The organism is Shinella sp. HZN7 (genome assembly GCF_001652565.1).
Taxonomy (GTDB): domain Bacteria; phylum Pseudomonadota; class Alphaproteobacteria; order Rhizobiales; family Rhizobiaceae; genus Shinella; species Shinella granuli.
Genome location: NZ_CP015736.1, coordinates 804,888 through 829,462, shown reverse-complemented (window position 1 = coordinate 829,462; position 24,575 = coordinate 804,888). Strand labels below are relative to the sequence as shown.

At 66.5% G+C, this 24,575-nt stretch carries 24 protein-coding genes and 1 pseudogene; 9 read left to right on the top strand and 16 right to left on the bottom strand.

The window, feature by feature from the left end; all coding sequences use genetic code 11:
* Window positions 1-166: 166 nt before the first annotated feature.
* A complete protein-coding gene (locus shn_RS04000; protein ID WP_064329258.1) occupies window positions 167-1,597 on the top strand; it encodes an FAD-binding oxidoreductase in 1,431 nt (476 codons plus the stop codon).
* A 93-nt stretch (window positions 1,598-1,690) separates the two neighbouring features.
* On the opposite strand, the gene shn_RS03995 is transcribed toward shn_RS04000, so the two are convergent.
* Entirely contained in the window at window positions 1,691-4,012 is a 2,322-nt protein-coding gene (locus shn_RS03995; RefSeq protein WP_064329257.1) for a DUF1217 domain-containing protein, read from the bottom strand.
* A gap of 261 nt (window positions 4,013-4,273) precedes the next feature.
* Here shn_RS03995 and shn_RS03990 point away from each other — a divergent pair, with 261 nt between their 5' ends.
* Together shn_RS03990 and shn_RS36295 are read left to right on the top strand one after the other, a co-directional pair.
* The gene (locus shn_RS03990; protein WP_064329256.1) at window positions 4,274-4,837 is read left to right on the top strand and encodes a DUF6101 family protein; all 564 of its coding nucleotides are present in this window, start codon (window positions 4,274-4,276) and stop codon (window positions 4,835-4,837) included.
* A 164-nt stretch (window positions 4,838-5,001) separates the two neighbouring features.
* On the top strand, window positions 5,002-5,172 hold the full coding sequence (locus shn_RS36295) for a hypothetical protein (RefSeq protein WP_162853046.1): 171 nt from the start codon (window positions 5,002-5,004) through the stop codon (window positions 5,170-5,172).
* Here shn_RS36295 and ubiA read toward each other — a convergent pair whose 3' ends face one another.
* Window positions 5,173-6,126 carry a 4-hydroxybenzoate octaprenyltransferase gene (ubiA, locus tag shn_RS03985; RefSeq protein ID WP_145925863.1) on the bottom strand — a complete coding sequence of 318 codons (954 nt, stop codon included), beginning with the start codon at window positions 6,124-6,126 and terminating at the stop codon, window positions 5,173-5,175. It lies immediately after the preceding gene.
* A 76-nt stretch (window positions 6,127-6,202) separates the two neighbouring features.
* Complete coding sequence (locus shn_RS03980) at window positions 6,203-7,012, bottom strand: MipA/OmpV family protein (protein ID WP_371328586.1); 810 nt, start codon at window positions 7,010-7,012, stop codon at window positions 6,203-6,205.
* Window positions 7,013-7,179: 167 nt separating this feature from the next.
* Here shn_RS03980 and shn_RS03975 point away from each other — a divergent pair, with 167 nt between their 5' ends.
* From shn_RS03975 to shn_RS03965, 3 genes are all read left to right on the top strand, one after another.
* Window positions 7,180-7,419, top strand: coding sequence for a hypothetical protein (locus tag shn_RS03975; RefSeq protein WP_064329254.1), 240 nt, complete (start codon window positions 7,180-7,182; stop codon window positions 7,417-7,419).
* A gap of 298 nt (window positions 7,420-7,717) precedes the next feature.
* Window positions 7,718-8,989 (top strand): phosphoribosylamine--glycine ligase, encoded by a 1,272-nt coding sequence (purD, locus tag shn_RS03970; protein WP_064332419.1) that lies wholly within the window; start codon window positions 7,718-7,720, stop codon window positions 8,987-8,989.
* Window positions 8,990-9,094: 105 nt separating this feature from the next.
* Window positions 9,095-9,571, top strand: a complete 477-nt coding sequence (locus shn_RS03965) for a plant virulence effector HPE1-like domain-containing protein (RefSeq protein WP_064329253.1) — start codon at window positions 9,095-9,097, stop codon at window positions 9,569-9,571.
* A gap of 102 nt (window positions 9,572-9,673) precedes the next feature.
* On the opposite strand, the pseudogene shn_RS03960 reads toward shn_RS03965, so the two are convergent.
* The 4 genes and pseudogenes from shn_RS03960 to shn_RS03945 all read right to left on the bottom strand — a co-directional run bounded on the left by shn_RS03960 (window position 9,674) and on the right by shn_RS03945 (window position 14,970).
* Window positions 9,674-10,167: pseudogene (locus tag shn_RS03960) on the bottom strand (DUF523 domain-containing protein).
* A 13-nt stretch (window positions 10,168-10,180) separates the two neighbouring features.
* Window positions 10,181-12,295, bottom strand: coding sequence for a glycine--tRNA ligase subunit beta (gene glyS, locus shn_RS03955; protein ID WP_064329252.1), 2,115 nt, complete (start codon window positions 12,293-12,295; stop codon window positions 10,181-10,183).
* Window positions 12,296-12,399: 104 nt separating this feature from the next.
* Complete coding sequence (locus tag shn_RS03950) at window positions 12,400-14,343, bottom strand: DUF2207 domain-containing protein (protein ID WP_064332418.1); 1,944 nt, start codon at window positions 14,341-14,343, stop codon at window positions 12,400-12,402.
* Window positions 14,344-14,421: 78 nt separating this feature from the next.
* The gene (locus tag shn_RS03945; RefSeq protein ID WP_064329251.1) at window positions 14,422-14,970 is read right to left on the bottom strand and encodes a LemA family protein; all 549 of its coding nucleotides are present in this window, start codon (window positions 14,968-14,970) and stop codon (window positions 14,422-14,424) included.
* Between the two features lie 200 nt (window positions 14,971-15,170).
* Between shn_RS03945 and shn_RS03940 the strand changes: the two genes are divergently transcribed.
* Window positions 15,171-15,368, top strand: coding sequence for a hypothetical protein (locus tag shn_RS03940; protein ID WP_064329250.1), 198 nt, complete (start codon window positions 15,171-15,173; stop codon window positions 15,366-15,368).
* A 118-nt stretch (window positions 15,369-15,486) separates the two neighbouring features.
* On the opposite strand, the gene shn_RS03935 is transcribed toward shn_RS03940, so the two are convergent.
* From shn_RS03935 to shn_RS03895, 9 genes are all read right to left on the bottom strand, one after another.
* A complete protein-coding gene (locus tag shn_RS03935; protein WP_064329249.1) occupies window positions 15,487-16,191 on the bottom strand; it encodes an SDR family oxidoreductase in 705 nt (234 codons plus the stop codon).
* 28 nt (window positions 16,192-16,219) lie between these two features.
* Window positions 16,220-17,182, bottom strand: a complete 963-nt coding sequence (locus shn_RS03930) for a glycine--tRNA ligase subunit alpha (protein ID WP_064329248.1) — start codon at window positions 17,180-17,182, stop codon at window positions 16,220-16,222.
* Between the two features lie 91 nt (window positions 17,183-17,273).
* Complete coding sequence (locus tag shn_RS03925) at window positions 17,274-18,344, bottom strand: dTDP-glucose 4,6-dehydratase (protein WP_064329247.1); 1,071 nt, start codon at window positions 18,342-18,344, stop codon at window positions 17,274-17,276.
* Window positions 18,345-18,610: 266 nt separating this feature from the next.
* Complete coding sequence (locus shn_RS03920) at window positions 18,611-18,802, bottom strand: hypothetical protein (protein WP_064329246.1); 192 nt, start codon at window positions 18,800-18,802, stop codon at window positions 18,611-18,613.
* Between the two features lie 27 nt (window positions 18,803-18,829).
* Window positions 18,830-19,705: a S49 family peptidase gene (locus shn_RS03915; protein ID WP_064329245.1), complete on the bottom strand. Its 876-nt coding sequence runs from the start codon at window positions 19,703-19,705 to the stop codon at window positions 18,830-18,832.
* Window positions 19,706-19,787: 82 nt separating this feature from the next.
* Complete coding sequence (locus shn_RS03910) at window positions 19,788-19,994, bottom strand: type II toxin-antitoxin system RelE/ParE family toxin (RefSeq protein ID WP_168168888.1); 207 nt, start codon at window positions 19,992-19,994, stop codon at window positions 19,788-19,790.
* 114 nt (window positions 19,995-20,108) lie between these two features.
* Window positions 20,109-20,372 carry a CopG family ribbon-helix-helix protein gene (locus shn_RS03905; protein ID WP_064329244.1) on the bottom strand — a complete coding sequence of 88 codons (264 nt, stop codon included), beginning with the start codon at window positions 20,370-20,372 and terminating at the stop codon, window positions 20,109-20,111.
* 49 nt (window positions 20,373-20,421) lie between these two features.
* A complete protein-coding gene (locus shn_RS03900) occupies window positions 20,422-21,225 on the bottom strand; it encodes a tRNA1(Val) (adenine(37)-N6)-methyltransferase (RefSeq protein WP_064329243.1) in 804 nt (267 codons plus the stop codon).
* Window positions 21,222-21,443 carry a DUF2007 domain-containing protein gene (locus shn_RS03895; RefSeq protein WP_064329242.1) on the bottom strand — a complete coding sequence of 74 codons (222 nt, stop codon included), beginning with the start codon at window positions 21,441-21,443 and terminating at the stop codon, window positions 21,222-21,224. The genes shn_RS03900 and shn_RS03895 overlap by 4 nt, the downstream gene beginning before the upstream one ends.
* A 108-nt stretch (window positions 21,444-21,551) precedes the next feature.
* Between shn_RS03895 and shn_RS03890 the strand changes: the two genes are divergently transcribed.
* Together shn_RS03890 and shn_RS03885 are read left to right on the top strand one after the other, a co-directional pair.
* Window positions 21,552-22,568: a polyprenyl synthetase family protein gene (locus shn_RS03890; protein ID WP_064332417.1), complete on the top strand. Its 1,017-nt coding sequence runs from the start codon at window positions 21,552-21,554 to the stop codon at window positions 22,566-22,568.
* Between the two features lie 163 nt (window positions 22,569-22,731).
* A complete protein-coding gene (locus tag shn_RS03885; RefSeq protein WP_064329241.1) occupies window positions 22,732-24,570 on the top strand; it encodes a tetratricopeptide repeat protein in 1,839 nt (612 codons plus the stop codon).
* The last annotated feature ends 5 nt before the right edge of the window (window positions 24,571-24,575 follow it).

The following is a 24,575-nucleotide window of genomic DNA, read 5'->3' as shown; positions in this document are numbered from 1 at the left end:
CCCGGGCCGCATCGCGACCGCTCCATACGCCTGCCCTCTTGATTTCGGGCATGCCGTTGGCGCAAAACCGCTGCATACCTTTGCGCGCCATGCTTCAGGCGTTTCCACACCGTTTCCGACGCAGGCCGTCCGCCCCTTGCGACACGGCGCCAACGAGGACAGAGCCATGATCCAGGCGACGCTTTCCCCCGATCTCATCGACCGCTTCGCCGCCATCACCGGCCCGGCCCATGCGCTCACCGCGGAAAACGACATCGCGCCCTATCTCGTCGAAAGCCGGGGGCTCTATCACGGCACCTCGCCGCTCGTGCTGCGGCCGGGCTCCGTCGAGGAGGTCTCGAAGATCCTGGCGCTCGCCACCGAGACGCGCACGGCCATCGTGCCGCAGGGCGGCAATACGGGCCATGTCGGGGGCGCGGCGCCGCGCGAGGGGGCAATGGATGTCGTGCTGTCGCTTACCCGGCTCAACCGCATCCGCGACATCGATCCGGTCGGCAATGTCGTCGTCGCCGACAGCGGCTGCGTACTCGCGGAGATCCAGAAGGCGGCGGAGGCGGTGGACCGCCTGTTCCCGCTGTCGCTCGGCTCGGAAGGCTCCTGCCAGATCGGCGGCAACCTTTCCACCAATGCCGGCGGCACGGCGGTGCTCGCCTATGGCAACATGCGCCAGCTCTGCCTCGGCCTCGAAGTCGTGCTGCCGACGGGCGAGGTCTGGAACGGCCTGAGCCGGCTGAAGAAGGACAATACGGGCTATGACCTGCGCGATCTCTTCATCGGCGCGGAAGGCACGCTCGGCGTCATCACCGGCGCGGTGCTGAAACTCTTCCCGCGGCCGCTCGGCCATGAGGTGGCCTTCGCCGGACTGAAATCCGTCGCGGATGCACTCGCCCTCTTCGAGCGCGCCTCCAGACGCTGCGGGACCGCGCTGACCGGCTTCGAGCTGATGCCGCGGCTCGGCGTCGACTTCACCACGCGGCACATTCCGGGCGTGCGCGATCCGCTCGCCAGCCGGCACGACTGGTACGTGCTGGTCGACATCTCGACATCGGACGCGCCGGAGACCGCGGCGCGCATGATGGAGGCGCTGCTGGCCGAGGGCATCGAGGCGGGGCTCGTCGACGATGCGGTGATCGCCGCCAGCGAGGAGCAGCGCCGGGCGCTCTGGCACATGCGCGAGAGCATGTCGCCGGCGCAGAAGCCGGAGGGCGGCTCGATCAAGCACGACGTCTCGGTGCCGGTCTCGGCCATTCCGGCCTTCATGGCGGAGGCGGACGCGGCGGTCATGAAAGCCATCGACGGCGCGCGCATCTGCTCCTTCGGCCACATGGGCGACGGCAACATCCACTACAACATCTCCCAGCCCGTCGGCGCCGACACGGCGGCCTTCCTCGGCCGCTGGCGCGAGATCAACGACCTCGTGCACGGCATCGTGCTGCGTTATGGCGGGTCGATCTCCGCCGAGCACGGCATCGGCCAGTTGAAGCGCGACGAGCTCGCGGCGGTGCGCGCCCCGATCGAGATGGACCTGATGGCAAGGGTCAAGCGCGCCTTCGACCCCGCCGGCATCATGAATCCCGGCAAGGTCGTCAGGGGTTAGAGCATTTTCGCTTTTCTTCGAATCGCGAAAACGCTCTATTCGTTTGTTTAACGCAAAACCGCGTCGCAGCTTTGCTGGAATTGCTCCAAGCGATCAGCCGCCGGTGCGAAGCTGCGCCAGCGACAGCATGAGATCGGCGCTGATGCCGGCGGAGCCGGAATTGGTGAGCACCGAGAGCGCGGGATCCATCGTGCTCTGGTTTTCAAGGTCATAGAGCACGGAGAACTTCACGATCATCTTGGAGACCTTCTCCGGATCCTGCAGGTCCTTCAGGTCGAGATAGCGCTCGATCATGTCGGCCTGGGCGTCGACATCCGCGCTCGCGATCTCGTCGGGCAACTGGAAGAGCACCTTGAAGACCTCGAACAGCGCGTCGTCGGCCAGAAGGTCGTAGGGGCTGGAAACCGTTTCCGCCTTGCGCTCGAAATAGAGCGCCAGGCGCACGCCGGCATTGTCGTTGCCGGCATCCTCCTCCAGCTTCTGGCGCACATAGCTGTCGATCGTCTGGTAGATGCCGCGGCGCGACTGGATCTCCGCGTCGTCCTGCCGCTCGACCAGCCCTTCGGTATTGAAGTTGAACGAGGCGACGATCTTGCGGTAGGCGCGGTCGGGCTGCTGATTGACGAAACTGTCGGGATCGTCGAGATCGGAGGTGAAGATCTTGGCCATGAACTCGGCATCGACGCTTTTCGGGTCGACCCCGTTCGCCGTCAGCACGAAGGCGACGAGGCGCGCGTCGGAGAGGAATTCCTTGACGCTGTCGACCTTCTGCATCTGGAGGGAGTAATATTTCACCTCCTCCTCCGCCAACTTCTTGTCGTCTTCCGTTCCGAAACGGGATTTCGCCGTCACATAGGCGCGCGACATGACGAGGATTTCGGATTCGGACTGTGCCAGCTTCGGGGCCGTGATATTGCCGTCCGACCCGAAATTGAACGCCTTGGCGAATTCGACGAAGCGCTCGTCGCCGAGCTGGTACACATAGCTCTTCGGGTCGTTGAGGTCGCTCTTCAGCACGTTCTTGATCGTCAGGGCCGAGACCTTGGCCGGATCGAAGCCGTAGGCCTTCAACGCGAAGTCGTAAAGGCTCGCCTCGCCGACGAAGTCGCTCACGGTCTTCACCGCGCCGATCTGGCTCTTGAAGCGCTTGATGGCCAGTGCGTCCGCCTCGTCGTCCTTGTCGTTGTAGCGGTTCATGTAACTGCTGGCGACCGTCGCGGTCTGGGCGGCGGTCTGTGGCGCATCGCCGGGCGCCAGCGTGCCGTCCTCCTGGAAGTTGAAGGCGGCGCGCAGGGCGAAATAGGCCTCCTTGTCCGCCCCGCCGAACTTGTTGATGTAGCTGTCGGGGTTGTCCGGGTCGGGATCGCTGGTCAGGATGTTGGTGATGGTCGAGCTGACGATCGACAGCTTGTCGAGGCCGAAGGCCACCTTGACATAGCTGACGAGGCGCGGATCGGCGGCCAGCTCGCTCGCCGTCGTGATGCTTCCGATCCGGCTTTCGAAATACTCCTTGTGGATCAGCGCGGCGGCCGTCGTCGCGCGCGGATTGGAGAGCGTGTAGAGCTCCGTCGTGCCGGTCTTCTGGCCGGCGTTCTGCACCGTGCCGGCAACGGCCGTGCCGTCGGCGGCGAAATTGAAGGCGCTGGCGAGCGTGCCGTATTTCTCGGCACTGGCGATGACGGCCCTCTGGCGGGCGATCTCGGCCTTCAACTGGGCGATGCGGGCCGCATTGGCGGCGTTGGGTTCGAGCGTCGCCAATTCGTCATTGGCATCCTGGATGGCGGCTTGGGCGGCCGTCGCCCTGGCGCCGAACTGCGTGTTGAAATAGCTGCCCGGGTCGTCGAGGTCGCTCGTCAGCACGCCGCGGATCGTCTGGCGCGACCAGGTCGACGGATCGATGCCGAAGGCCGTGAAGACGTAGCTGCGCAGCCGGTCGTTGTTCAGGAGCTGGTCGACGCTCGTCACCGTGTCGATGACGGCATTGTAGTAGCGCGTCTCCTCCTTGATCGCCGCGCCGGCATTGGCGACGGTCGCCGAATAGAGGCCGATGATCTCGTCGAGCTGCACCTCGGTCTGCGCCGAGGCGGTGGACGCCTCGAAGCTGAAGGCGGTGGCGAACTCGCGGTAGCGCGAATCCGTCAGGAGGTTGACGAAGCTGCTCGCGTCCGACGGGTCGCTTTCCAGCACCTTGCGCATGAAGGCCGTGGCATAGGTCATGTCCTCCAGGCCGTAGGCCTTCATGGCGTAGGAATAGAGCCGGTAGTCGTCGAGGAACGCGTCGACGCTGGTCACCTTGCCGATGTTTTCCCTGTAATACGCAGCCTCGCGCGCGGTGATCGTCTCGCTCGCGGTGCGGTCCAGCGACACCAGCATGTCACGCGCGATGAGGTTGTAGCTCGTATAGGTGGACAGCATCGGGGAATCTCTTTCGACAATGCGGGCGGGCCGATCGGGGCCCACTCTCGCGCGCGAGGCTTGTCCCGGCCTGTCGAAGGCGTTCACCTCTCCTAAACCCTAGCCCGTGCGGTTTTGCTAACCATCAGGAACTGCAAAGTTTTCTTAACCGCGATTTTTAAGCGGCTCGGAAGGGGGTGCGCCTATTCTCGCCCTCAGAGGACGAAAAGTCCCGATGAGAAGACCGGACACCGGCTCTCAAGGAAAACAAGGGCGAAAGACATGCTGAATACCGTTTCCAAGCCGGCCTGGGCCGGCACCACGCTCCGGCTCGATCCCAAGCGCTTTCCGCAGCAGGTGACATTCGAGCTGCGCGCCGAGGGAACCGACGCCACCATCACGCTCGACGAACGCGGCGCCGTGCTGCGCAAGGTCCTGCCCGCAAGCGGCCTGCCGCTCTCGATCGCCCTGCCGGCCCGCGCCTTCAAGGGCGTCGCCGCGCGTGCCATCGACCATGGCAACGGCGAGGTCACCGTCACCCTCGAACTGCATCACGACGATCCGGACCTGTGCATCCCGCTGCTCGTGGCGCATGACCTGTGCGACATCGCCGCCGACTGGCGCAGCTGGGCCGATGCCTATCGCATCCCCATGCTGATGGTCGAGGCCGACGGCATCGCCCGGCCGCTCGACGACAACCTGACGGTCGGCAGCCGCCCCGCCAAGCCGCGCCGCCGCCACTCCTACTTCGCCGACCGCCGCCCGCGCTTCCTCGTGCGCCGCACCACGGGCAAGCTCGGCGTGCAGATGAAGATCGACGGACAGGAGATCATCGCCCGGCGCTGAGCGACGAAGACATGACCTCCGAAAAGCCGGCCGTTCCCTGCGGCCGGCTTTTTCGTGCGCCCGCGCCTGTTCCCCCGGGAACACTTTTCCCGCCCCCGGCATGGGAAACAGCGTTCGACACACCGGGTTCATTACCTGGGAACGCGAAGCAAGGGACAGATCAGATGGCAAAGTTCTTCACCACCCTCCTCGGCCGCATCCGCACCCTCGACAGCGCGACCGTCGAGCGCGCCCGCCCGCCGCGCCGCGGCTTCGAGATCGCCCTCCACCCGACGACGCTGCGGCGCGGCGAAGACCGCCCGCAGACCGGCTCGCGCGGGCCGCGGCACCGCTGATCAGGCGAACGGTATGGCGATGGTGAGCGCGAGGAAGAGGCAGAGGCCGACGATGCCGTTGAACTTGAAGAGCGCCAGGCACTGTTCCGGATCGTCGATGTCGAGCGTGGCGATCTGCCAGGCGAGCATGGCGGCCGCCACGCCGAGGCCAAGCCAGGCGACGATGCCGATGCCGGCAAGCCAGAAGGAGAGCGCGACCAGCGCGACCGTCAGGCCGTAGAGGCCGATGAGCCACCCGGCGGTCTTCTCGCCGAAGAGCCGCGCGGTGGAGCGCACGCCGATCAGCGCGTCGTCCTCCTTGTCCTGATGGGCGTAGATCGTGTCGTAGCCGATGGTCCAGGTGATGGCGGCGCTGTAGAGCGCCAGCGAGGCGGCCGACACCTCGGAAAACTCCGCCGCCCAGCCCATCAGCGCGCCCCAGGAAAAGGCCATGCCGAGGAAGAGTTGCGGCCAGTCGGTAAAGCGCTTCGCGAAGGGATAGATCGCGACGATCGCCAGCGAGGCGATGCCCAGCACGATGGTGAAGAGGTTGAACTGCAACAGCACGACAAGGCCGACGAGTGCCTGCAGTGCCATGAAGATCTTCGCCTGCCGGCGCGTGACGCGGCCCGACGGCAGCGGGCGCGAGCGGGTACGGGCAACCGCCTGGTCGATCTCGTGGTCGACGAGGTCGTTATAGGTGCAGCCGGCGCCGCGCATCGCGACGGCCCCGACGAAGAAGAGGAAGAGCTGCGTGACGAAGCGCGCAAGATCGAAGGTGCCGATCGCCGCCGAGACATTGGCCGCCAGCGCCGTCGACCAGAGGCAGGGCAGCAACAGCAGTTGCCAGCCGATCGGCCGGTCCCAGCGGGCGAGCTGCGCATAGGGCCAGGCCGCGCGCGGCAGCACGCGGTAGACCCAGTTTCGGGACGGCGCGTCGGCGACGCGGCCGGAATCGGAGGGAGAGCTGATCATGCCCCTAGATCGCAAGCCGCCCGGCGCGGGTCAAGCCGGCACCGCACCGCGGAGCGCCCGCGCGTGCCGAAAGGATCTACGGCAGCGTGAAATCGAACCGGTAGGTGGCGGAAAGGCCGATCAGCACCTGGTCGCGGTCGCCGCGCTGCCTGACGAGGCTGGACTTGGCCGCATCGCCGACGAGGCGCTTGTATTCGGCAAAGGCGCTCGTCTCGATCTTCTCGTTGACCTGCCAGGTGATCGCCGCGCCCGCGCCGACCGAGTGAATGCCGCCGTCGGGATCGTAGGCGGAAAGGCCGGACTTGGCGACCTGGTTCGGCTTCACGCCGTAATAGGTGTCCATGTAGTCGTTCGAGGCGACCGTCAGGCGCGGGCCGGCCGACACGCGCACGTCCGGGCGCACGTCGACGAAGGCATCCGCCGCGATATCGGCGACGATGCCGTCATGGCTGCGGATGCCGTGGCGCACCTCGCCGCGCACGCGCAGCCAGTCCGTCGGATAGGCTTCGGCGAAGGCGCCGAGCTCGCCGCCGAACTTCACCGGCGTCAGGCCGCGCAGGTCCTTCGAATCGTCCTTGTCGCGCGGCATGACCAGCTTGCCGGTCGCGCCGGCGCGAAAGCCGCCATTGTCGATCAGCGCGAAGGACGGGTTGTCGTTGCGCGAGGAGAAGCGGACGGTGCTGCCCGCCTTGCCGAGCGAGATCATCGGCGTGACCTGGAACAGGTACTTTTTCGCCCCCTCGTAGCGCGGCGCGGCGAAGCCGGCGGCGCCGACCTTCAGATACCAGTCGCCGGACCAGAAATAGCCGCCCTCGCCGGCACGGGCGGAAACGGGCGCAAAAAGCAGGGCGGCCGCAGTCATTGCGGTCGAGACACGGATACGCAAAACACAATCCTCGCTTCACCGGCAGGCCCGCCGCGGGCTGCCGAAACCTTTGATTGCGTGAACATTAGCCGCGTTTCATTACCGCTTTGCTAACCATCCGGCGGGACGGCACGCGGAACGAATCGGCCAGGCCGGCGTTCTTCGGGGAACGAACAAGGAGTTTCCCGATGACCGTCAGCACGATGGAACTGAAGCTGCAGGCAATCCGCAACGACACCGGCCTTTCCCGCAAGGAGAAGATCGCCAAGCTGGAAAAGCTGCGCACCGAAGCCCGCGCCCTCCAGCGCGCCGCCACCGAGAGCGCCATGGTGGAGGATGACGGCTGGTACGAGGACGTGCACCTGATCGACACGGAGTTGGAGACGCTCGGCCGTACCGTCGAAGAAAAGGGCGCTGCCACGCTGTAGGGGCAACCGTACCCATTCGCGGTGGCCCCTCATCCCGCTGCCGCGACCTTCTCCCCGCAAGCGGGGCGAAGGGGAGGATGGAACCGGTTTCCCGACCCATCGAACCGCAGGGATCGGGGAATACGGGCCTCCTCTTCCTTCTCCTCAACTTGCCTTCCCTCCGCTTGCGGGGAGACGGCTGCTGCCCGCCAGCCCGGCATTATCCCGTCCTTGCGCGCTCCCGCGGCCTACAGCCCTTGACCTTTCAGCCCCGTCCCCTTAACCCGCCAGCAACGAAGGACGGATCGAGGATATGGGCATGAAGGTTCTGTTGATCGGATCGGGCGGACGCGAGCACGCCCTTGCCTGGAAGCTGGCGCAGTCCCCCCTCCTCGAAACGCTCTTTGCCGCCCCCGGCAATCCGGGCATCGCCGACTGCGCGACGCTCGTCGCGCTCGACATCGACGACCATGCAGCCGTCGCCGCCTTCTGCAAGGAGAACGGCGTCACCTTCGTGATGGTCGGGCCGGAAGCCCCGCTGGTCGCGGGCATGGCCGACGTGCTGCGCGCTGCCGGCATCGACGTCTTCGGCCCCTCGGCCGCCGCCGCCCAGCTTGAAGGCTCCAAGGGCTTCACCAAGGACCTCTGCGCAAAATACGACATCCCCACCGGCGCCTACCAGCGCTTCACCGATGCCGCCGCCGCAAAGGCCTATGTCGAGCGCGAGGGCGCGCCGATCGTCATCAAGGCGGACGGGCTTGCCGCCGGCAAGGGCGTGACGGTCGCCATGACGCTTGACGAGGCGCTGGCCGCCGTGGACGACTGCTTCGACGGCGCCTTCGGCGCGGCGGGGGCGGAAGTCGTGGTGGAGGCCTTCCTCGACGGCGAGGAGGCGAGCTTCTTCTGCCTGTGCGACGGCGCGAACGCCCTGCCGCTCGCCTCCGCCCAGGACCACAAGCGCGTGGGCGACGGCGACACCGGCCCCAATACCGGCGGCATGGGCGCCTACTCGCCCGCCCCCGTCATGACGCCCGACATGGTCGCGCGCACCATGAAGGAGATCATCGAGCCGACGATCCGCGGCATGGCGGCCGATGGCCACGCCTTCCAGGGCGTGCTCTTCGCCGGGCTGATGATCACCGCCAAGGGGCCTGAACTCATCGAATACAATGTCCGGTTCGGCGATCCGGAATGCCAGGTGCTGATGATGCGGCTCGAAAGCGACCTGCTGCCGATCCTGCATGCGGCCGCAACCGGCAGGCTCGACACGGTTTCCGCCACCTGGCGCGATGCCGCGGCACTCACCGTCGTCATGGCCTCGAAGGGCTATCCCGGCGCCTACGAGAAGAACACGCCGATCCGCGCGCTGCCGGCCGACGACGCGGCCAGCAAGGTGTTTCATGCCGGCACAGCCCTGAAGGACGGCCAGTTGGTGGCGACCGGCGGGCGCGTGCTCAACGTCACGGCCGTCGCCCCGACCGTCGCGGAGGCGCAAAAGGCGGCCTACCAGGCGCTCGACCGGGTCGAATGGGACAACGGCTTCTGCCGCCGCGACATCGGCTGGCGCGCCGTCGCCCGCGAAAAGGCGTGAGGCCCTGCGCGAAAAACGCCGGATCGCTCAAATTTTACCAATTCGCCTGACGGGACCGTAACCGGCCGGCGCTATTCTCCCTCCAACCATAAGGGAGAACCGTTGATGCGTACCCTGCTGCCGACCTTTGCCTTCCTGCTTCTTGCCGCCCCCGCCCTTGCCGGTTCGATCGAGCCCGTTGCCAGTGCGTCGTCCGAGGGCTCGAGCATTTCGGCAATCCGCTGCGACGACTGCCCGGCGCTGAAGCCGAAGTCGAAATCCGCCGCCTACCATGTCGACGCCATCGAGCCCGGCACGCAGAAAGTGGAGATCCGCGAGGAAAACGGCGAGCGCAAGATCTTCCGCACGGAAGCCTGGATGGGCGGCTCGCCGGTGCTCTTCGTCAGCAAGGCGCCGGTGGAAGCCCATCAGGCCGCCGAGGCGGAAAAGCCGGCGGACGCAGATGCCACCGCCGTGGAAACCGTCGATGCCGGCGCCCGCACGAGCGCGCTCGACGAGACCGCTGCCGGCAAGACGGCAACGGCCGGCATGGTCCCTTCACGGGAGTTTGATCCGGCAGGGTTTGAACTTCGGGTCAACTGACCCCATATTGGAAGCGCCCTGCCTCTCAGTCCCTCCAGGCTGACAGGAATCCGCGAAAGCGGACGTTTTGCGCCCCTGACCTCAAGCGGGGGCGCAAGCGTATCAGCCACTCTCCCCGAGATCACCGACCAGCCGATCGACCTCCCTATCGGAATAGACCGCGATGTCGCCGCGCCGCAAGAGCGCCGCCGTCACCCCCTGCCCCGCATGCCGGATGCCTGAAAACGTGCCGTCATAGACGAAGGCGGAGCCGCAGGACGGGCTGCCGTCGATGAGCAGCGCATGCCGGCAGCCATTGTCCCGCGCCACGTCGAGCGCGATGCGCGCGCCCGCGATATAGGCCGCCGAAACATCCCCGCCGGACACTTCCAGCACCCGCGCCCGCCCGTCGAGCACGTCCTCGCCGTCAAGCCCGTTCTCGATCTCCGCCGGCGGCCGCGGCACCTGGAAGCCGCCCGAAAGCTCCGGACAAAGCGTCACCAGCCGCCCCGCCGCCCGCCAGCGCTCGACCGCGTCATGCAAGAGCGGCCTGGCCGAACCGTTATGCGCACCGGCAGGCCGGCAAGACAGGCGCTGATGAGGATCCTTGCGGCCATTACCGCCCTTCCCTTACCCCGCGATCTTCGAGAAATCCGCGACCGTGCCGGTGGCGGCGCGGATGGCGGAGAGCAGGGCGAGGCGGTTGGCGCGGATGGCGGGGTCCTCGTCGTTGACCAGCACGTCGTTGAAGAACTGGTCGACCGGGGCGCGCAGCGTGGAGAGGGCCTCCATGGCGGAGCGGAAGTCTTCCTTGGCGACGGCGGCGGCAGCGTCCTTCGTCGCGATCTCGACGGCGGCATGGAGGGCCTTTTCGGCATCGAGCAGGAGAAGATCGGCCGAGACGGCGCCTTCGACGACAGTGCCCTTCTTCTCCTCGGCGGCGAGAAGCTGCGTGGCGCGCTTGGTGCCGGCGAGCAGGTTCTGGCCCTCTTCCGAGGTGATGAAGGCCGTCAGCGCCTCGACGCGGCGCGCGACCATCAGGAGATCGTCGGCCTCGGGCGTCAGCACGGCGTCGATCAGGTCGTGGCGCGCGCCCATGTCGCGGAGATAGACCTTCAGGCGATCGTGGAAGAAGGCGACGAGGTCCGGATCCTTCGCGACGGAGGCGAGCGGCAGGCGGATGTTCTTTTCGAGCAGCATGCGGATGACGCCGAGGGCGGCGCGGCGCAGCGCATAGGGATCCTTCGAGCCGGTCGGCTTCTCGTCGATGGCCCAGAAGCCGATCAGCGTGTCCAGCTTGTCGGCGAGCGCGACGGTAAGGCCGACCTTGCCCGCGGGCACGCGGTCGGAGGGGCCCTGCGGCTTGTAATGATCCTCGATCGCCTCGGCCACCGCGGCGTCCTCGCCCTGGAGCCCGGCATATTTGCGGCCCATGATGCCCTGGAGTTCCGGAAATTCGCCGACGGCCTCGGTGCGCAGGTCCGCCTTGGCGAGCACCACGGCCCGGTCGACGAGCGCCGCATCGGCGCCGATGACGGGGGCAAGTTCGCCTGCAAGCTTGCGGATGCGCTCGACGCGGGCGCCCTGGGTGCCCAGCTTGGCATGGAAGGTGACGTTCAGCGCATCGAGCTTGGCCATGCGCTGATCGAGCGGCTTCTTCAGGTCGAGGCCGAACTTTTCGGCGGAGGCCTTCAGCGTGTCGAGGTCCGGCAGGTCGCCCTGGTCGCGGAGCCAGAAGTGCTTGGCATCCGACAGGCGGGCGCGCACGACCTTGCCATTGCCGTGCACGATCTCCTTGCCGCCGTCCTTCGCCTCGATGTTGGAGACGAGGATGAAGTGGTTGGAGAGCGTTTCGGCGCCCGGCTTGCGGGTGACGAAGCATTTCTGGTTCGTCTTGATGGTGAGGCGGATGATTTCCGAGGGGATCGCCAGGAACTCTTCCTCGAAGGTGCCCATCAGCACCTGCGGCCATTCGACGAGGCCGGAAACCTCTTCCAAGAGGCCCTCGTCCTCGACCAGTTCGAGGCCGTTCGCAAAGGCGATGTTGTTCGCGTCCGTCGCGATGATCTGCTTGCGGCGCTCGGCGTCGAGCACGACCCTGGCCTTCTCCAGATTGGCGACATAGTCCTCGAAGCGGCGCACGGTGATCGCGCCGGGCGCATGGAAGCGGTGGCCGTAGGTGACATTGCCGGCGACGAGCCCGCCGATTTCGAAGGGCACGACCCGGGTTTCCTCGGTCTCCGAACCGAAGGTGCAGACAATGGATTGCAGCGGGCGGACCCATTGCAGCGAACCGGGCCTGGCGGAAGCCGCACCGGAGCGCATCGGCTTCGGCCAGGGGAAGTTGCGGATGATGCCGGGCATCACCTCGGCGATGATCTCGTCGGCCGGGCGGCCCGGCCTGACGATATGGGCGACGTAGAAATCGCCCTTCTTCGGGTCCGAATGGACATGCGCTTCGGAGACAGAGGCAAGGCCCGCCTTGCGCAGGAAGCCCTGGATCGCCTGCTCGGGCGCCGAGGTCGCCGGGCCCTTGATGTCCTCGCGCACGTCGCTCGAGCGGGCGTTGAGGCCGCGGATGTCGAGTGTCAGGCGGCGCGGCGTCCAGTATTCGCGTGCGCCCTCATAGGTCAGGCCCGCATCCACCAGCGCGTCCGTGACGAGCTTCTTCAGATCGCCCGCAGCCTTCCGCTGCATGCGGGCGGGGATTTCCTCGGAGCGGAGTTCAAGCAGAAGATCGGGCATGGGGGTCACTGACTGATGGATTTTTCGACTGGCGGGGACTTAGCAAGCCTCAAGCCAAATGTCATCCGTCCAAACCCGAAAAGTCGGGCTGACGCGCCGATCGTCTACCAGCCGCCGCCACCACCGCCACCACCGCCGCCCCCGGAGGAGCCGCCACCGCCGCCGGAGGAGAAACCGGAGGACGAGCTTTTCGGCGGATCCGGCAGGGAGGCGGTCATGGTGCTTGCCATGGAGCCGGCAAAGCCGCCCATGCGATCGGAGAAGCGGCCGGAGGAAAAGCCGTCGCCGTGATACCAGGCGGGCTGGTAGGCGGCCGCGGCAGCACCGGCCGCCGCGGCGGCGGCGAGCCAGCGGTCGAAGGTTTCCGACCAGGGTTTTTCGACGCCGAGCGCCACGGCATAGGGCAAGAGGGTCTCGTAGTGGCGCGGCGACATTTCCGGCGCGCCGGCCATGTTCATGCGGTCCTTCTCGGCGAGCGTCAGGTATTGGCGCAGGCCCTCGATGCCGTCCATCATCCTGCGGCCGAGGGGCGTCGGCGCGCCCATCAGGAAGAAGAAGACGAGATTGGTGACGACGATGCCGCCGACGGCGGCAAAGAGCGGCATCTGGCCGGCGGCCGCGCTGGTGAGGAACAGCGTGACGAGGACGCCGCCGAAGACCGTCAGGAGAACGAAGCCGACGAAGGCGATCATCACGACGGCGAGGATGCGCGCGCCGAGCGTTTTCGCCCGCCGGAAGTTCTGCCCGAGCGCCAGCGCGAAGATCGACACGAAGACCGAGGCGAAGACGGGCAGGATGACGAGCACGATGCCCTCCTCCGGCAGCGAGCCGAAAATCAGGAGGGCCGCAAGGCAGGCGAGCGACAGGAGGATGCCGCAGATCACCTGCGACCAGTTGGCGAGGTAATATTTGTAGCGGTGCTCCTTCTCCATCGCCTGGCTGAAATCATGGCCCAGCGTCTGCACGCGCTTGCCGTTCGACTTGTCGATGACGAAGGTGCTTCCCGCCGACCCCATGGTCTTCAGGAGGGTCGCCTCGCCCGTCGGCAGGATCCCCTCGACCGGCTTTTCCGTCCGGGTGACGGTGATGGAGGTCTTCAGGTCCTTCAGCTCGACAAGGCCCTTGACGGCAAGATTGAGGAAGGCGGCGGAGATTGCCGTCCAGCCCCGCCCGCCGAACCCCTTCTCGTCGATATAGTTGACGAGCGCCGGCGATATGCCCTCCGGCGCATCCCAGCGCGGCACGATGACGCCGCGCGGCGGGTCGCGGCCGACGGAGAGCCAGGCCCAGAGATAATAGCCGACGACCAGCGCGAGGCCGCCGAAGGCGAGGAAGAGGTTGCGGTTGTCCTTGAGGAACAGCGCGCGCTCTTCCGCCGCCGTCGGCCGGTCGATGCTGCCGGCCGGCATTTTCACGCCGATCGTCAGGCCCTCGTTCGGCCCGAGCGCGCGCGTCGTCTCGAAGGTCGCCCGGTTGTCTTGGTTTTCGCCGCGCGCATCCTTGCCCGTGGCACCGAGCGGGCCGGTGAAGACGGTCAGTTCCTCCGCCCGCACGCCCTGCGGCAGCGTCACCGTCGCCGTCGCCTGCTCGATCGGGAAAGCCCATTCGGTGCCGGTGACGTTCCAGAAGAGTTCGTCATGCGTGTCGAAGAAGCGGATCTGCCGCGTCGTCTCGTAGGTCAGGCGATACGCGTGGAAGCCCGGATCGATGAGCACGTCGGCCGAGCCGAAATAGATGCGGATGCCGCGGCGGATGGTTTCCGTGCGGTAGGGCTCCGGCCGCCCGTCTCGCTCGACGGCGAGTATCTTGAAGCCCACCTCGCGCTCCCGCCCGCCGGCATCGACGAAGGTGAGCGGGAAATCGCGATAGATGCCGCGACGGATCCGGTTGCCCTCGGCATGGACGCGGATCGTCTCCGTCACGGTCAGGGTACCGTTCTTCGCGACAGCGATGTCGGAATGGTAGCGGTCGAAATACTCCTCCGCCCGGGCCGCGCCCCCGACCAGAAGGCAGAGCCACAGCGCCAGGAGAGCTGCAATCCGCATCATGAAGGTCTCCGGCATTAGAGCATTTCCAGGAAAAGTGGATACCGGTTTTCCGTTCGGAAATGCGACAAAACGAACGCTCTAGAACTTTACGGTCGGCACGGCCCGGTCGGCCGGGTTCTCGATCTCGAAATAGGGCGCTTTGAGGAATTTGAAGAGGCTGGCGACGAGGTTCGAGGGGAAGCTCTCGACCTTCACGTTGAGATCGCGGGCGGCGCCGTTGTAGTAGCGGCGCGACATCTGGATCTCGCTTTCCAGCGTTTCCAGCGTTTCCTGCAGCTCGGCGAAGTTCTGGTTGGCCTTGAGGTCGGGATAGGCCTCGGCGAGCGCGAAGATGCGGCCGAGCGCCTGGCTGAGCAGGCCTTCGGCCTGGGCCCTGCCCGCGACGTCACCCGCCGGGACGGCCTGCGCCCGGTTGCGCAGCTCCACCACCTTTTCCAGCGTGTCCTTCTCGTGCGCGGCGTAGCCTTTCACGGTTTCGATGAGGTTGGGGATGAGGTCGGCGCGGCGCTTCAGTTGCACGTCGATGCCGGACCAGGCCTCCTCCTTCACCTGACGGGCTTTGACGAGGCCGTTGTAGAGAATGATGGCGTAGAGGACGACCACCGCCGCGATTGCCAGACCGATCATGAAAGTCTCCGCTCCTTCTTTGTCCCAGGCCCGACCTTAGCATTCGCATCGCCGCAGGAAAGCCCCCCGCGGGCTCCGAGGCCGCCTCCTTTCCTCAAGCAGAACGATCGCCCGCCGGCCCTGTCACCCCGGGAACCGCGCGGCGGCGCGCCTTGGCCGATAGTCGCTTCACCAACAACACGAACCTTGAAGCAACCGTCATGAAAGCCCTCGTCCTCACCATCAACGTTCTCGGTTTCACCGCCCTCTTCCTCGCCTACACGATGGGCGCCGTGGTCGACCGTCCGAAGGGTGTGCGCCGGGCGCTCCAGACCTATGCCGGCCAGCTTCCCACCGGCGCGATGCCGACGCTGAAGCCCGTCTGGGAACTCGGCGTGAAGGTTTCGGCCCTCGCCTGAACGAAAGACGCTCGGCCCCTCATCCGGCCCGCCGGCCACCTTCTCCCGGCAAGCGGGGCGAAGGGATATGTCGCACCGTTTTCCTCAAACATCATCGGTTCGCGGTACGGGACCTGCCTCAGATCGAGCGCGTGATGCCGCCGTCGACGCGGATGTTCTGGCCGGTGATGTAGGCGGCACCGTCGGAGGCGAGGAAGGCCACCGTCGCGGCGATCTCCTCGCTCGTGCCGTAGCGCTTCATGGGCACGCCGTCGCGCCGTTCCTCGGTCGCCGGCAGGCTGTCGATCCAGCCGGGCAGCACGTTGTTCATGCGGATGTTGTCGGCCGCGTAGGTGTCCGCGAAGATCTTCGTGAACGAGGCAAGGCCCGCGCGGGCGACGGCCGAGGTGGGGAACATGGAGCTCGGCTCGAAGGCCCAGGCGGTCGAGATGTTGATGATCACGCCGGACTTCTGCTTCTGCATGACCGGGGTGACGAGGCGCGTCGGGCGCACGGCATTGAGGAAATAGACGTCGATGCCCGCGTGCCAGTCCTCGTCGGTGAGATCGAGGATCGGCTTGCGGGGGCCATGGCCGGCGCTGTTGACGAGGACGTCCACGCGGCCCCAGCGCTCCAGCGCGCCGTCGACGAGGCGCTGCAAGTCGTCGTTCGACTGGTTGGAGCCGGTGACGCCGAAGCCGCCTGTTTCGGCCGCCAGCGCCTCGCCCTTGCCGGAGGAGGAGAGCACGGCGATCCTGAAGCCGTCCACCGCCAGCCGTCTTGCCGCCGCCGCGCCCATGCCGCTGCCGCCGGCCGTGATGATCGCTACTTTTTCTGTCGCCATGTTCCTCTCCCTTGGAAACGGTTGCGGCTCAGGCCGCGTCCTTCGTCCAGTTCACGCCGCCGGCATCCGTCAGGAGGAAGGCCTCGCCGCAGGCTTTCGCCAGCGTGCGCACGCGCAGGATGTAGCTCTGGCGCTCGGTGACGGAGATCACGCCGCGTGCATCGAGCAGGTTGAAGACGTGGCTCGCCTTGATGCACTGGTCATAGGCCGGCAGCACGCATTTGTGCAGGCGCTGGTTTTCCGCATCGCCCGGCGCACCGGCGGCGAGCAGCGCCTGGCATTCCTTCTCCGCATCGATGAAGTGGCGATGCAGCATGGCGGTGTCGGCGAATTCGAAATTGTGGCGGGAATATTCCTGCTCGGCCTGCAGGAAGACGTCGCCATAGGTGATCTTCTCATCGCCCTCGCGGCCGTTGAAATTGAGGTCGTAGACATTGTCGACTCCCTGCACATACATGGCGAGGCGTTCGAGGCCGTAGGTCAATTCGCCGGCGACGGGCGCGCATTCGATGCCGCAGACCTGCTGGAAATAGGTGAACTGCGAGACCTCCATGCCGTCGCACCAGCATTCCCAGCCGAGGCCCCAGGCGCCGAGCGTCGGGCTTTCCCAGTCGTCCTCGACGAAGCGCACGTCATGCAGCAGCGGATCGAGGCCGATGGCGGCGAGCGAGCCGAGATAGAGTTCCTGCAGGTTCGACGGGTTCGGCTTCAGGATGACCTGGTACTGGTAATAGTGCTGCAGGCGGTTCGGATTCTCGCCGTAGCGGCCGTCGGACGGGCGGCGCGAGGGCTGCACATAGGCGGCGCGCCAGGGGCGGGGGCCGAGCGCGCGCAGCGTCGTCGCCGGGTGGAAGGTGCCGGCGCCGACTTCCATGTCATAGGGCTGGAGCACCGCGCAGCCCTTGTCTGCCCAGTAATTGTGCAGCGTCAGGATCAGCCCCTGGAAGGAGCGCGTCGGGTTCATGTGGTCAGGCAGGGCGGCAGAGGTCATCGGTTTCGTCCGGGCATTCTTGGAAAGGTGCCGGACTGGTGCCACGATGCGCCCTGGGGGTCAAGGGTTTCGGCCCCTCTCCCCGCATGCATCAATGCCGTTCGAGCGAGCGGAAAAGCCCGGAGCCGGCGGCCTGGGTGACGGCCTGCACGCGCTGCGGGGCAAGGTTCGGCACCTGCCGCACCTGGCGGCGCAGGCCCGCCGGTATGCGCGCGCCGTACCAGGCGGCGAGCATGGGAAGCTCGCGGCGCAGCGTGCCCTTCGCCTGCCAGCCGAGCGCGTTCAGCGCCCGCGTGTCGAGCGGCGGGCGGCCGGCATTGTCCGGCCTGCCGGCGATGAAGCTGACGCCGGAGACCGGATCCTGCACGGCATCGAGCACCAGACGCGCGACGGAAAGGATATCGAGGAAATCGTCGCCGGCGACATTGTAGGTGGCGTTCTTCGCCCCGCGCGCCACCACCGCGCGCAGCGCCGAACAGAAATCCGCCATGGTGACGAAGCCGCGCGTCTGCAAGCCGTCGCCATGCACCGGCAGCGGCCGGCCGACGGCGGCAAGCTCGAGGAAGCGCGGCAGGAGCTTTTCGGTGTTCTGGCGCGTGCCGACGATGTTGACCGGGCGCAGCACGCGGATATCGAGATCGAAGGAGCGGCGCAGGCCGGCGATCAGCATTTCGGCGGCCGCCTTGGAGGCGCCATAGGGATTGTCGGGCAGGAGCGGCGCAAGCTCGCCCACCGGCTGGCCATTGCCGGTGCCATAGACCTCGGCGGAGCTGACATGGATCATCAGCGGCACGCGGCGGCGGCCCATCGCCTCGACCAGCACCTGCGTGCCCAGCGCATTGGCCAGCGTGAAGCGCTCCGGCACCGAGAAGGCACGCTCGACATGGCTTTCGCCCGCCGCATGCACGACGAGGTCGGCATCCTTCAGCATTTCCGTGACGAGGTCGAGATTGCCGACATCGCCTTCCTGCAACGTCACGCGGCCGGTGCGGAAGGCGGCGTCGAGATGCGACATGTCGGCGGCATAGGTGAAGGAATCGAGCACGCGGATGCGCGCGTTCGGGCAATGGGCAAGGAGATCGTCGACGATATGCGAGCCGACGAAGCCGGCACCACCCGTCACGACGATGGTGCGAATCCAGTCGAGGTCGAGCGAGGCCATGGCTATTCTCCGTTCACTGCCGGGACGCCGTCATGGCGACCCTGACCGCTAGATCGGCCTTCCTGCGCGCGGGGGCAACGCCGGCCGGCGGCTGCGAAAGCTTAAATCCCGCGTTAACCTTACGGAGCGTGGTTAATGTGCCGGGACCGCACGGCAAGGCCCCTCCTGCGATCCCGCGATGACACACAGCCACGCCACGGCGGCCGGTTTTCCGGCACTCCCGCCAATCGCGGACGTAACCGCTGCGCACTTTTGCCGGAATCGCCCTACTCGTCGTCGCGGCGCAGGCGGTATTCGCCGGTTTCCGGATCCTTGACGAGCGTGCCGGTGGCGCCGGTGCGACGTTCCTCTTCGGAACGCTTGCGCAATTTGCTCAGGCGCTCGGCATCGGCCACGAACTTGCGATAGCCGAACCAGGCAAGGCCGACGACCAGCAGCAGAAAGATGATCTGGGCCATCGCCCCTCCCGTTGTTTCACATGCGCCTTATCCGGAAAGGCCGAAACGGCCCCACAGCGCCTTTTCTTCCGCAAGGCCCGCCACGGCGGCCACGCCCGCAGAGCCTATACGCTCCGCCATGTCGCCGGAAAGCCCCCCGATGCCCGGCGCCTTGCGACCAAACAGCCCCTTGGGCGCGGAGACCAGCTCCAGCCGCGTCTTCTCGCCATAGCGCTTCTTCAGCTCCGAGCGCATGTCGGCAAGGCCATCGACGAGGCCGAGCGCCAGGCCGCGCCCGCCGGTCCAGAACAGGCCGGAGAAGAGATCGGGGTCGTCGGCCAGTCTTGCGCCGCGGCGCTCCTTCACCATGTCGATGAAGACCTGGTGGATCTCGAGCTGGAGGGATTTGAGATATTCGATCTCGTTCTCGCGCTCGGGCTGGAACGGATCGAGGATCGCCTTGTTCGTGCCGGCCGTGTAGACGCGCCGCTCGACGCCGATCTTCTTGAGCATTTCCGGAAAGCCGAAGCCGCCCGAGACGACGCCGATCGAGCCGACGATCGAGGTCGGGTCGGCAAAGATCTCGTCGCCGGCGAGCGCGATCATATAGCCGCCGGACGCCGCCACGTCCTCGACGAAGACCAGAACGCGCTTGTTCCTTTCCGCCGCGAGCGCGCGGATGCGCTGGAAGATCAGCCGCGACTGCACCGGCGAGCCGCCCGGCGAATTGATGGAGATCGCGACGGCCGGCGCCTGCTTGTAGGCGAAGGCCTTTTCCAGCGCGGGCGCGGCGGTGGCGAGATTGAGCGCCGGCCGGAACTGGCTGCCGGACGCCATGATCGCCCCCTGCAGCCGGACGACCGGGATCGCGACCCCCTCCTTGCGGAACCTCTTCGGCACCAGCGTCTTCAAAAATCCGGCCATCGCGCGATCCTGTTTCCTGTTCGTTTGCCCGGCTGATGTATGCATGACGGGCGAAAACGCAAGATTTGACAGCAGAAATCGCCTAGGGCGCCTCGTAGTCCGCATCGTCATCAACCGGCAAGCCGGGCTCGGCCTGTCGCCCATGACGAACGAGAAGGACGAGGACGGCATCGTCCGAAAGCTCGTAGTCGATGCGATAATCGCCGAGCACGATGCGGTAGATGCCGCTTACGGGAATGTCCTGGCGCAGGAAGCCCGAATATGGAAAGCGCAGCGAGCTGCTTGCCAATCCGTGCCATGCTTGCCCGGAACGCGGCCGCCGCGGCGGGGTTGCGATCACGCAGATACCGGATTTCCTGTTCGACAAAGAGCCTTGCCGGCGGCGCGAAGAGCACCTTGCGCATCAGGCGGCGTTGCCCGGCAGGTTGTCGTCCATTTCGGCGATGAGGTCGTCCAGCGCCGTGGCGCCATCCGTAGCTGCCGCCCGCCTCGCCCTGTCAAGTTCAAGGATCTCCTGCCCCTCGGCGGCAAGATAGGCCTTCATCGCCCGCACCATCACCCAGCTGCGCGAACGCCCGCAACTGCGCGCGACCGCCTCGATTTCGGCAAGCAACTCGCTTGGCAGTCTCAGTGTGATGGGATCGGAAAGATTCCTCTGATTTTCCATGGAAAAATCTGCCTTTTGTAATACAGGTTTTTCGATCTCCCCGAAATTGTCAACGCGACAGGCGCGGATAGCTTGCCCGGCCGTTGTTGAGGTCGTCGACGAAAGGGGTGAAGGCGTGCCGGCCGGGTTCGTGCATGACGAGCGGCATGCGCAGCGCCAGTCTGGCGCGCGAGCCCTTGATGGCGGTGACGAGGATGCGCAGGGCCGGTTCACCGGGGCGGGGATGGAGGGCGGTGATCTCGATGCCGCCGAAGCGGCGGCCGCAGGCGGCGACGATCTCGGCGATCGATTCCGGCCGGGCGATGAGAGAGAGCTGGCCGCCCGGCTTCAGGATCGCGCCCGCCGTCCGGATCCAGCGTTCGAAGAGGTCATGCTCCATGGCATGGGCCTCGGCCTTCAGCGCGTCGGGCGTGCGGCTGCCGATGCGGTCGTTGAAGGGCGGGTTCATGATGACATGGTCGAAGACCTCGTCGGCAAGGCCCGCCGCGACACGCGCCGTGCCCGCGAGCCCGACATCGGCCTCCAGCACGCCGACGCGGGCCGAAAAGGCGGCGTTTTCCGGAAGCGCCACCGACTTGCGGGCGAAACCGGCCATCAGCGGCGAGCGCTCGACGAGCAGCACCTCGGCCCTTTCGTTGCATGCGGCGACGGCAAGGCCGGCAGCGCCCGCGCCCGCGCCGAGATCGGCGACGCGCATCGGCCCCTTCCCCGCCACCAGCGCGGCGAGCAGCATGGCGTCCATGCCCGAACGATGGCCGATGCCCTTCGGCTGGACGACGTGGAAGCGGCCGTAGTGGAAGGCGTCGACGGTTTCGGTGACCGGTTTTTCCGGCGTCGGGCCGGCTTCGCTCACGCCCGCAGCTCCGCTTCGAGCCCCGCATCCTTGAGGATCCGCCGGGCCTCGTCCGCCCGGTCGCTCTCCACCAGGAAGCGGCGGGGCAGCATGCCGAGGGAGCCTTCGAGGATGCTCATCGCCTGGTCGGCGATCAGGCAATGGATTCCCGCCTCCTTCATCAGGCTTTCCGCGAAGGAGAGCAGGACGGCGTCGTTGGTGCGGATCAATTCGATCATTCCGGTCGTTTTCCAGCCATAATTCCCGAGGCGGGACAATTCGCCTCTTGCCGCAGGAAGCCCCGCTTTCTATTGTCTTTCAACAAAAATGAACAGGAGTCCGGGCATTTGGGCGTCGTGATACCGCTTGAAGAAGGCAAAAACAAACAGGCGTCTGTGAAGCCGCTCGTCGATCTGACAAAGGCCGACATGGAGCGGGTGAACCAGCTCATCCTGTCGAAAGCCGGCTCCGACGTCGCGATGATCCCGGAGGTCGCCAACCACCTGATCTCCTCCGGCGGCAAGCGCCTGCGTCCCATGCTGACGCTCGCCTCCGCCGCGATGTTCGGCTATGACGGCGACCAGCACGTCAAGCTCGCCACCAGCGTCGAGTTCATGCACACGGCGACGCTGCTGCATGACGACGTGGTCGACGAGAGCGACATGCGCCGCGGCAAATCCACCGCCCGCATGATCTGGGGCAACCAGGCGAGCGTGCTCGTCGGCGACTTCCTGCTCGGCCAGGCCTTCAAGATGATGGTCGAGGTCGGCTCGCTGGAAGCCCTCGACGTACTCTCCACCGCCGCCACCGTCATCGCCGAAGGCGAGGTGCTGCAGCTCTCCGTCGCCAAGAACATGGAGACGACCGAGGACGACTATCTCCAGGTCATCCGCGCCAAGACGGCGGCGCTCTTCGCCGCCGCCTCGGAAGTCGGTCCCATCATCGCCAATACCGGCCGGGCCGAGCGCAACGCGCTGAAATCCTACGGCATGAATCTCGGCCTTGCCTTCCAGCTCGTGGACGACGCGCTCGACTATGGCGGCAAGGCGGCCGACCTCGGCAAGAACACCGGCGACGATTTCCGCGAGGGCAAGATCACGCTGCCCGTCATCCTCGCCTGGCGCCGCGGCACGGCGGAAGACCGCGCCTTCTGGCGCGAGGCGATCGAGGGCGGCAAGAGCGACGACGCGAACCTCGAACGCGCCTTCGGCCTCATCACCCGCTATGGCGGGCTGACGGACACCATCGCCCGCGCCCAGCACTACGGCATGATCGCCCGCGACGCGCTCGCGCCCCTGCCGGCCTCGCCCTGGAAGAACGCGCTGCTCGAAGTCATCGACTTCTCCATCGCCCGCGTCAGCTGATCGGCGAATACGCGGTCCGGCAGGATTTTCTTGCCGCACCGCGCCAAAAAAGCCATTCTCTGCCGTCATGAGTCCGTGATTGATTTGGGCACGATCGTGGCTGAATTTGTCACGGCAATCCCCATGGTGGGCTTCGGCACAGCTTCTGGCGAAAGGCATTTTGATGCGGCATTCCCTTCTCCTTCGGCTTCTCTCCGGCGTGGCGATCGCGGCCAGCATCGCGCTCACCGGCCCTCTGGCGGCTTACGCGGAGGAAAAGCCTGCGGCCGCCGCCGAGGAAAGGCCGTTCGACCCGTTGAGCGTCAATACCTTCTCGGGCGCCTTCCTCGCCGCCCGCACGGCCGATTACGACAAGGAATACGAGACCGCCGTCGCGCTCTACAAGATCGCCCTGCAGTTCGATCCCACCAACAAGGACGTCAAGCAGCGCCTGATGGTGACGCAACTGATGAACGGCGATTTCGAGGAGGGCGTGAAGCTTGCCGATGCGCTGCGCAACGACCCCGCCGTCGAGCGCATCACCGCCGTGGTGCGCGGCATGGAGGCGATCCGCAAGCGCGAATACAAGAGCGCCGAGAAGATCCTCGTCTACAAGGGGCCGAACGATCTCGACCGCATGATGAACGACCTCCTGCTCGCCTGGGCCAAGTTCGGCGACGGCAAGCCGAAGGAAGCGCTGAAGCTGATTAGCGGCATGGAGGGGCCGGACTGGCTCGCCATCTTCAAGAACTACCATGCCGGGGCGCTGGCCGCGGCGGCCGGCGACAAGGCGACGGCGCGCGCGCGCCTCAACGACGCGATCCTCGACCGCAACGGCGCGAGCGCCGCGCCCGACACCTTCATCCGCGCCGTGATGGCGCTCGCCCGCCTCGAAGCCCATGAGGGCAACAAGCAGAAGGCGCTCGACGCCATCTCGGTCGGCGACAACTTCATCACCAGCTATGCGCCGCTGAAGGCGCTGCGCCAGAGCATCGAGGCCGGCGAGAAGCAGGAGCAGCAGGTGCGCACCGCCGCGCAGGGCGCCGCCGCCGTGCTCTTCTCGATCGGCGGCGCGCTCAACCGCGACGGCGCGGAAGACATCGTCTCGCTCTACCTGCAGGCGGCCCGCGCGCTCGACCCGGACAGCGACGACATGCTGGTGCTGCTCGGTGGGCTGGCCGAGAACCAGAAGAAGCCGGAGCGGGCGATCGAATATTACCGCGCCGTGCCGGAAAAGTCGCCGATGCGGCGCATTTCCGAGCTGCAGCTCGGCCTCAACCTTGCCGATACGGGCAAGGTCCCCGAGGCGAAGAAGCATCTGCAGGAGCTGATCGAGGCCGATCCGGCGGACCTGCGCTCCTATCTCGCGCTCGGCAGTGTGCTGTCGGACGCCAAGGACTACAAGGAGATGGCCGGGCTCTACGACCGCGCGGTCGCCGCCATCGGCCTGGCGCCCACACGCAACCACTGGAGCATCTTCTTCCAGCGCGGCATCGCCTATGAGCGGCTGAAGGAATGGGAGAAGGCCGAGCCGAACTTCCGCAAGGCGCTGGAGCTGAACCCCGAGCAGCCGCAGGTGCTGAACTACCTCGGCTATTCCTGGGTGGACATGAACATGAACCTCGACGAGGGCCTGGACATGATCCGCCGGGCCGTCAGCATCAAGCCGGATGACGGCTATATCGTCGATTCGCTCGGCTGGGCCTACTATCGCCTCAACCGCTTCTCCGACGCCGTGGCGGAACTGGAGCGGGCGGCGGAGCTGAAGGCGGGCGACCCGACGATCAACGACCATCTCGGCGATGCCTACTGGCGCGTCGGCCGCAAGCTGGAAGCCACCTTCCAGTGGAACCGCGCGCTCGGCCTGAAGCCGGAAGAGGCGGAAATCCCGAAGATCAAGCTGAAGATCGAGAACGGCCTGCCGGAACTGCAGAAGACCGAGCCGGCCTCCGCGGAAGCCAAGGACGAAAAGCCGGTGCAGAACCCCTCGCCCGAGGGCACGGCAGCCGACCGCAAGTCCTGACGCCG